The sequence below is a fragment of the Kitasatospora nipponensis genome (assembly GCF_039528135.1).
Lineage (GTDB): Bacteria > Actinomycetota > Actinomycetes > Streptomycetales > Streptomycetaceae > Kitasatospora > Kitasatospora nipponensis.
This window is the reverse complement of the sequence record NZ_BAAALF010000298.1, coordinates 1-6,606: the sequence shown is the minus strand read 5'-3', so window position 1 is coordinate 6,606 and position 6,606 is coordinate 1. Positions and strand designations below refer to the sequence as shown.

Sequence of the window (6,606 nt, the reverse complement as noted above, 5' to 3'; positions counted from 1 at the left end):
CCCGCCTCGGTGAGCTCGCTGGCCGCCCGGCGCCCGGCGCCGAGCCGGGAGGCCAGCAGGAGCAGTACGGACAGGCCGATCAGGCCGACGCCGGTCCACACCCGTGGGTCGAAGACCAGCTTGGTGGCCCAGTCGCCGATCGCGTGGCCGATCGTGCTGCCGACCGGGACCAGTCCGGTGAGGTAGATCCCGGCCGGCAGCAGCGCCACGGCGCTCCAGCGCACCGCGGAGCGCCAGCGCCGGCGTACCGCGTGCAGGCCGGCGACGACCAGGCCGGCGACGGTCAGGGCGTAGCAGATGGCGCCGGTCAGCATGGCTCTCCTCGGCGCGCGGTCCCCTCGCTGCTGGGCATGGCCTCTCCCGTCCTGGTCCGATCAGGGTCCCTGCTAGTGGAACACTGGGCCCATGACCGAAGGTTCCCTCCCCCGCCTCGAGCTCTGGTGCGAGTTGCAGTGTCCGGACTGCCGCACGGCGCTCGACGATGTCCGCGCGCTGCGTGAGCGCTACGGCGACGCGCTGCCGATCGTGCTGCGGCACTTCCCGCTGGAGAAGCACAAGCACGCCTACGCGGCCGCCGAGGCGGCCGAGGAGGCCTTCGTCCAGGGCCGTGGGTGGCCGTTCGTGGAGGCGGTGCTGGCCCGGGTGACGGAGCTGGAGCGGCGCGGTCCCGAGCTGCTGGTCGAGGTGGCCGGCGAGCTGGGGCTGGACGCCGAGGAGGTCGAGCTGGCGCTGATCGACGGCCGGCACACGCTGGCGGTGGACGCGGACCAGGCCGAGGGCAAGGCGATCGGGGTGAGCGGCACGCCGACGTACGTGGTGGCGGGGCAGCGGCTGGACGGCGGGAAGAGCCAGCAGGGTCTGCGGGAGCGGATCGTGGCCCTGCTGGAGGGCTGAGCAGGGCCTCAGAGCGGCTTGGCGAGCACCCGGCGGGTGATCCGGTAGCCGAGCGAGGCGTACAGGCGCAGGGCCGGCTCGTTGGCCGTGTAGACGTTCAGGCCGAGGTCGCGGATCCCGGCGGCGAGGCACTCGCGTTCGGCCGTGAGCATCAGCTCACGGCCGTAGCCGTTTCCGCGGGCGTGCGCGTCGACCTCCACGGTCATCACCCAGGCCAGCGGGCGCCCGTCCGCCAGCCGCCCGTCGTGCAGGGCGAGCCAGAGGCTGCCGACCGGCTCGCCGTGGGCCAGCAGTCGGCGCAGTGCCACGCCGGGGGTGGCGGGTCCGGCGGCCAGCAGCTGGGCGTGGTCGGCCTCGCAGCGCTCGTGCGCCTGGCGCTCGGTGAGGCCGGCCAGCACGAGGTGCGCGCGGTACTCGGCCTTGGTGGCGGCGAGCCACTGCGGGAAGTCCGCGGCGCTGATCGGACGGACCGTCAGGTTCGGTGCGGGCGCCGGTGGTTGACGGAGTTCCTTGGCCAGCTTGCGGTTGGTCTCGGTGTAGCCGAGCAGGTGGGCCAGGGCCAGCGCCTCGGTGGACTCGACCGGCACGGTGACCTCGACCCGGTAGCAGCCCCAGGACCGCAGCACCTCCTCGGCGGCCAGCGCGGCGACGGTGCCGCGGCCGCGGCGCCGGCCCTCGGTGATCTCCAGGTGGTCGATCCGGCCGGTGCAGCGCGCGCCGTGCGGGTGGGCGGAGGTGTGGAGGCCGCCGACCGGGCGGCCGTTGGCGCAGACCAGCCAGCGACGGCCGCGCCCGCCGTCCGGGAGTCGCTCCTCGGGGCCGGCGGGGCGCAGGGTGGTCGTCATGGCAGCTCTGTTCCCCGCCGGGGCCCGGCTATGCCCCGGGGCGCTCGTGGGGCCGTGGTGGCCGCGGCGGGCGCCCTGGGGGCCCGGCGGGCCGGGCGGTGTGGTCAGGGGTCGATGTCGGCGGCGGAGCGGGCGGCGAAGGTGGCCATCGCGGCGCGGGTGACCGGGCCCAGGGCGGGCAGCTCGCGGTCGTCGATCCGGGCCACCGCCTGGACGTCGCGCAGGGTCGAGGTGAGCAGGACCTCGTCGGCCTCGCGGAGCACGTCGTAGGGCAGCTCGGCCTCCTCGGCGCCGCACCACTCGGCGACCAGGGCGCGGGTGATGCCGGCCAGGCAGCCGGAGGAGAGCGGCGGGGTGAGCAGTCTGCCGCCGAGGACCACGAAGACGTTGGAGCCGGTGCCCTCGCAGAGGTGTCCGGCGGTGTTGGCGAACAGGGCTTCGGAGGCGCCGGCGCGGTGCGCGTGGGCGAGGGCGACCACGTTCTCGGCGTACGAGGTGGTCTTCAGGCCGGCGACCGCGCTGTGTTCGTTGCGGGTCCAGGCGACGGTGCTGACCGCGGTGGTCTGCGGGCGCACGGCGGCGGCGCCGATCGCGACGACCAGGGTGGGCGGGGCGTCGCCGCGGTCGGAGCCGAGCGGGGACAGGCCGCCGGTGTAGGTGATCCGCAGGCGGCCCAGCGGCAGCGGGGTGGCCTCGACGACGGACTGGCAGCCCTTGCGGACGGCGTCGAGGTCGGGGGCCGGCAGGCCCAGGCCGGCGGCGGAGCGGGCCAGGCGCTCGAGGTGGCGGGTGAGCGCGAAGGGCTGTCCGTCCACGGTCTTGATGGTCTCGAAGACGCCGTCGCCGACGGTGAGTCCGTGGTCGAGCACGGAGACCTCGGCGCGCGACTCGTCCACCAGCGCGCCATTGAGCCAGATCATCGGGTCACTCCTCGGAGGTGGGGGTCCGCAGGTCGGGCGAGGTCCGACTCCTGCGGATGCTGGCCCGACGCTATCGCGACCAGGCGCGCCGCCTTGAGTTCGGTCTCCTCCCACTCGCGCTCGGGGTCGGAGCCCCAGGTGATCCCGGCGCCGGTGCCGAAGTGCAGTACGGGCGCGCCCGGGTGGCTCCGGTCGATCCAGAACGTGCGGATCCCGACGGCGAGTTCGGCGCGGCCGCGGTCGGCGTCCACCCAGCCGACCGCTCCGCAGTACGGGCCGCGCGGGGCCGGCTCCAGGGCTTCGATGATGCGCAGCGCGCTGGATTTGGGCGCGCCGGTGACCGAGCCGGGCGGGAAGCTGGCGGTGAGCAGGTCGGGCCAGCCGGCGCCGGGGCGCAGGGTGCCCTCGACGGTGGAGACGAGGTGGACCAGTCCGGGGTGCTTCTCGACCACGCACAGGTCCGGGACGGTCACGGTGCCGGTGGCGCAGGCGCGGCCGAGGTCGTTGCGGACCAGGTCCACGATCATCACGTTCTCGGCGTGGTCCTTCTCCAGCAGGTCGCCCTCGGTGCGTCCGGTGCCCTTGATCGGGCCGGAGGAGACGGTGTCGCCCTCGCGGCGCAGGTAGAGCTCGGGTGAGGCGGTGGCGATCTCGACGCCGTGCTCGGGCAGTCGCAGGGTGCCGGCGTAGGGCGCCGGGTTGCCCTGGGCGAGCAGGGCGGTGAGCGCGTCGATGTCGCTGCGGTCGGGGTCGGGCAGCGGGGCGCTCAGGACCCGGCAGAGGTTGGCCTGGTAGACCTCGCCGGCGGCGATGTGCTCGCGGATGCGGCGGACCCCGGCGGTGTAGGCGGCGCGGTCGAGCGAGGTGTGCCAGCCGGCCGGGTCGGGGCCCTGCCAGCGGTGGGCGGCCGGGGCGGGGGTCGGGTCGGGCCGCACGTCGGCGAAGCGGGCGCAGCTGAGCCGGCCTTCGAAGTCGTGGGCGACCGCCCACCAGCCGCCACTCTCCAGGGCGGCCGGGTCGTCGGTCACCTCGCACAGCCCGGTGGCGAGCCGGCCGCCGAAGCGGGCCATCGGCTGGTCGGGGCGTAGGGCGGGTCTCGGGGCGGACACGGTTCTCCCGGGTTGTTCTCGGCGGCCGCACCGGGCATGGGGTGGGTCCGGCGGGTGGGGGCTGCGGTACTCGAAAGTCTAGGTCGGCGGGGCGCCCCGGCCCCGGTGGGAGGGCGGCCGGGGCCGGGGCCGGGCCCGGTGGACGCTGCTGACCTGGGAGGACGCGCGGGGCGGCGGGGGCGGGCCGGTGGCCGGGGTGCGGCGGGTGCGCGGGGCGGGTGCGGCGGGTCCGCGGCGGGGGTGCGGTGGGCGGCCGGCGGGGGCACCCTGCGGCACGCTGCGGATACGGAATTTGAGCTGGCCCAGGTTTCCGCTAAAGTTCAACACGTCGCCGGGAAACGGAGCCGCCAAGAGGCGGGGAAGAGCCCGGAAGACAGGCGGACGTGGCTCAGTTGGTAGAGCATCACCTTGCCAAGGTGAGGGTCGCGAGTTCGAATCTCGTCGTCCGCTCGGCGAAGGACAGCATGATCGTTCTTCCTGGTATGGTTCAAACGAAGTTGCCTGGTGGAGTGGCCGAGAGGCGAGGCAACGGCCTGCAAAGCCGTGTACACGGGTTCAAATCCCGTCTCCACCTCACAGAGGTCCCCCGGCCTGGCCGGGGGTCTTCCCGCGCGATTAGCTCAGCGGGAGAGCACTACCTTGACACGGTAGGGGTCACTGGTTCGATCCCAGTATCGCGCACAGGTCTTTCGAGATCTTCGAGCCCCTCGGGGCTCCCGGTCACGCCCTCGGGGCGCGGCCACCAGCCGGGACGATGTGCTCCAGCACGTCGGACAGGCGCGATTAGCTCAGCGGGAGAGCACTACCTTGACACGGTAGGGGTCACTGGTTCGATCCCAGTATCGCGCACCGGTCCTTCGGGACCACCGGCCGTCCCCGGTACGGCCACCAGCCCGGACGAGGTGCCCCGGCACGTCGGACAGGCGCGATTAGCTCAGCGGGAGAGCACTACCTTGACACGGTAGGGGTCACTGGTTCGATCCCAGTATCGCGCACAGCAGTGGTGACGAAGGGCCGCGGTTCCCCAACGGGACCGCGGCCCTTCGGCGTTGGTGCGGGATTGCTGAGGCTGCACAGCCAGGTGCCGTGCACGGAGGCCCTCACCGGCGTCCGTGCACGGCACTCGTGGTGGCCGGGGTGCGCATCACCCTTGGGTCCGCCCGTCCGCGGATCACCGCGAGGGCTGCGCGCCACCGGCCGGCGCCGATCCCTGTCCCCTGGGATCAACGCCCGATCAGGTCGGCCACCGCCCTGGTCTGCGCCAGCATCTGCTCCCAGCCGCCGAAGAGCAGGATCAGCGCGACGGCGCAGGGCAGGGCGATCGCCAGCGCGACGGCCGGGTGCCGCTCCCCGGCGGCGGGCCGCTGGGTCCGGGCGAACCGGGCGACCAGCGAGCGCGGCTTGGAGGCTCCCGTGATCTGCATGGCCATGGTGCTGCTCCTGCCCCGGTGTTGGCTCGCGCGGAGGGACCGGTCGGTCGGTCGAAGGTGGTCGCGGTGGACGGATGACCTCGGGGGACGAGTGCCCCGTCCACCGCTGTGCTCAACACTAGGGCGGGGCAAGGAGGGTGACGTCATGCCTCCGTACCGTTCCAGAGCTGTCCGGGAGGATGAGTCGGGTCCTCCTGGAGTACTACCCGGGGTGGACCCAGGCATGATCCACCCCCGGGAGAACCCTGAGACGGACCCCTGAGGCAGGCCGTTCCGTGCGGCCCCGCACCCCGGGTCGGACAATCCCACCGGCGGTTCGCGTGTTGCGTATCAGCACACCGCAGCCGACGTTCCGTAAGCTGTGCTCGACACGAACGGCGTCCGGCTGCGGCCGGAACTGACGACGCCCCAGCAGTACGGGGTCCACCACACGGGTTGCCCGCCTCACGGGCTGACGGGAACGACATGGCGATGATGCGGCTGAGGCGTGAGGACCCCCGCATCGTCGGCCCCTACCGGTTGCACCGGCGGCTCGGCGCCGGCGGGATGGGCGTGGTCTACCTGGGCTCCGACCGCAAGGGCCAGCGGGTGGCGCTGAAGCTGATCCGCGCCGAGCTGGCCGAGGACGCCGAGTTCCGTACCCGGTTCGCCCGTGAGATCGCCGCCGCCTCACGGATCCGCAGCGGCTGCACGGCCCGGGTGGTGGGCTCCGACATCGAGGCGGACCGCCCCTGGCTGGCCACCACCTACGTGCCCGGCCCCTCGCTCTACAAGCGGGTCGGCGACGAGGGCCCGCTGCCGTGGCCGGAGGTCGCGCGGATCGGGGCCGCCCTGGCGGAGGGCCTGGTGAAGGTCCACGAGGCCGGTGTGGTGCACCGCGACCTGAAGCCCTCCAACATCCTGCTCTCCCCCAAGGGTCCGCGGATCATCGACTTCGGCATCGCCTGGTCGCGCGGCGCCAGCACGCTGACCCACGTGGGCACGGCGGTCGGCTCCCCCGGCTTCCTGGCGCCCGAGCAGGTCCGTGGCGCGGCGGTCACGCCGGCCACCGACGTCTTCGCGTTCGGCGCGACGCTCGCCTACGCGCTGACCGGTGACACGCCGTTCGGCTCCGGCGCCTCCTCCGAGGTGATGCTCTACCGGGTGGTGCACGAGGAGCCGGACCTCAGCCAGGTCCCGGCGCCGCTCGCCCCGCTGATCGGGGCCTGCCTGGCCAAGGAGCCCACCGACCGGCCGGGCGCCGCGCACCTGCACGAGCGCCTCGGCGGGCTCGCCGCGGGCGCCGCCGGAGCAGGTGCCTGGCGGCTGACCGCGCGCGTTCCCCACCCCACCGGCAGCACCGCACAGAACGGCACCACCACATGATCCGCGCCATGATCGTCGACGACGACGCCCTGGTCCGCCTCGG

General features: G+C 73.9%; 5 protein-coding genes, 5 tRNA genes and 2 pseudogenes. 7 read left to right on the top strand and 5 right to left on the bottom strand.

From position 1 onward, the window contains the following. Nucleotides 1-314, bottom strand: a pseudogene (locus ABD323_RS38750) (hypothetical protein); the annotation flags it as partial. A gap of 91 nt (nucleotides 315-405) precedes the next feature. On the opposite strand from ABD323_RS38750, the gene ABD323_RS38745 reads away from it, so the two are divergent. Continuing rightward, nucleotides 406-894 carry a DsbA family protein gene (locus ABD323_RS38745; RefSeq protein ID WP_344446801.1) on the top strand — a complete coding sequence of 163 codons (489 nt, stop codon included), beginning with the start codon at nucleotides 406-408 and terminating at the stop codon, nucleotides 892-894. 8 nt (nucleotides 895-902) lie between these two features. Here ABD323_RS38745 and ABD323_RS38740 read toward each other — a convergent pair whose 3' ends face one another. The 3 genes from ABD323_RS38740 to ABD323_RS38730 form a co-directional block, all read right to left on the bottom strand. Further along, entirely contained in the window at nucleotides 903-1,739 is an 837-nt protein-coding gene (locus ABD323_RS38740; protein ID WP_344446800.1) for a GNAT family N-acetyltransferase, read from the bottom strand. A gap of 104 nt (nucleotides 1,740-1,843) precedes the next feature. Then, nucleotides 1,844-2,659, bottom strand: a complete 816-nt coding sequence (locus tag ABD323_RS38735) for an aminotransferase class IV (protein WP_344446799.1) — start codon at nucleotides 2,657-2,659, stop codon at nucleotides 1,844-1,846. Further along, the gene (locus ABD323_RS38730; protein WP_344446802.1) at nucleotides 2,656-3,729 is read right to left on the bottom strand and encodes a chorismate-binding protein; all 1,074 of its coding nucleotides are present in this window, start codon (nucleotides 3,727-3,729) and stop codon (nucleotides 2,656-2,658) included. Before ABD323_RS38730 ends, ABD323_RS38735 begins: the two co-directional genes overlap by 4 nt. A gap of 416 nt (nucleotides 3,730-4,145) precedes the next feature. Here ABD323_RS38730 and ABD323_RS38725 point away from each other — a divergent pair. From ABD323_RS38725 to ABD323_RS38705, 5 genes are all read left to right on the top strand, one after another. After that, nucleotides 4,146-4,218: transfer RNA gene (locus ABD323_RS38725), tRNA-Gly, on the top strand. A gap of 53 nt (nucleotides 4,219-4,271) precedes the next feature. After that, nucleotides 4,272-4,342 (top strand) — tRNA-Cys (locus ABD323_RS38720). A gap of 35 nt (nucleotides 4,343-4,377) precedes the next feature. Continuing rightward, nucleotides 4,378-4,449, top strand: a tRNA-Val gene (locus ABD323_RS38715). A 96-nt stretch (nucleotides 4,450-4,545) separates the two neighbouring features. Beyond that, nucleotides 4,546-4,617 (top strand) — tRNA-Val (locus tag ABD323_RS38710). 74 nt (nucleotides 4,618-4,691) lie between these two features. After that, nucleotides 4,692-4,763, top strand: a tRNA-Val gene (locus ABD323_RS38705). A 228-nt stretch (nucleotides 4,764-4,991) separates the two neighbouring features. On the opposite strand, the gene ABD323_RS38700 is transcribed toward ABD323_RS38705, so the two are convergent. Beyond that, on the bottom strand, nucleotides 4,992-5,198 hold the full coding sequence (locus ABD323_RS38700) for a hypothetical protein (RefSeq protein ID WP_344446798.1): 207 nt from the start codon (nucleotides 5,196-5,198) through the stop codon (nucleotides 4,992-4,994). A 465-nt stretch (nucleotides 5,199-5,663) separates the two neighbouring features. Between ABD323_RS38700 and ABD323_RS38695 the strand changes: the two are divergent. Further along, nucleotides 5,664-6,542, top strand: a pseudogene (locus ABD323_RS38695) (serine/threonine-protein kinase); the annotation flags it as partial. Nucleotides 6,543-6,606: the final 64 nt, after the last annotated feature.